General features: G+C 49.7%; 1 protein-coding gene. It reads right to left on the bottom strand.

What is annotated here, in order from left to right; all coding sequences use genetic code 11:
* A partial coding sequence (locus tag JK635_RS04355; RefSeq protein WP_202652772.1) for a nucleotide-binding protein occupies positions 1–354 on the bottom strand: 354 nt, incomplete at its 3' end.
* Positions 355–531 lie beyond the last annotated feature (177 nt).

The raw sequence follows: 531 nt of genomic DNA, 5'->3' as shown, positions 1-531 counted from the left end.
CAGATCAATCATGAGTACCCTATACCCGGCCAGAGATAGTAAGACGCCCAGTTCTGCAGTTGTCGTGCTCTTCCCCGTGCCACCTTTGATAATGTCTACCGAAATAACGATAGGGGAGGGGCTAAGCGGCTTAACATATCCTTTCTCTCGCCTCCAAGCCGCTAGGTCAAATACATTCTGGATGGAAAAGAGACGAATCGGCGGGGAGCCAGGCTTGTCGTCAGATTGCCTGCGAATTTCGAGCTTGCTTTCCTTAAGGTAAGAGCGCAGGGTATTTTCACTGACATCAAGGAGGGTAGCGACCGCCCTCAATCGGTAAGCGGTATCGCCAAGGAGGGCAAAGGTATCACGCATGTGGTTTCCTCAGAATTGGGTAACCGCAGTCTGATTGCGCATAAACCCTATGTCAAGCACTTGTAGGCAAAACATGCAAAATATGGCCTTTTGCCTACCAGTCATGGCTTTTACTGGTAAAACCGTGGAGTGCAATTGGGAACGACATCCTGTCTCTGACCAAGGTGATAGACGAAT

Source organism: Neobacillus paridis (assembly GCF_016765675.1).
Lineage (GTDB): Bacteria > Bacillota > Bacilli > Bacillales > Cytobacillaceae > Neobacillus > Neobacillus paridis.
Note: the sequence above shows the minus strand (reverse complement) of the source record. Positions and strands in the feature narration are given on the sequence as shown.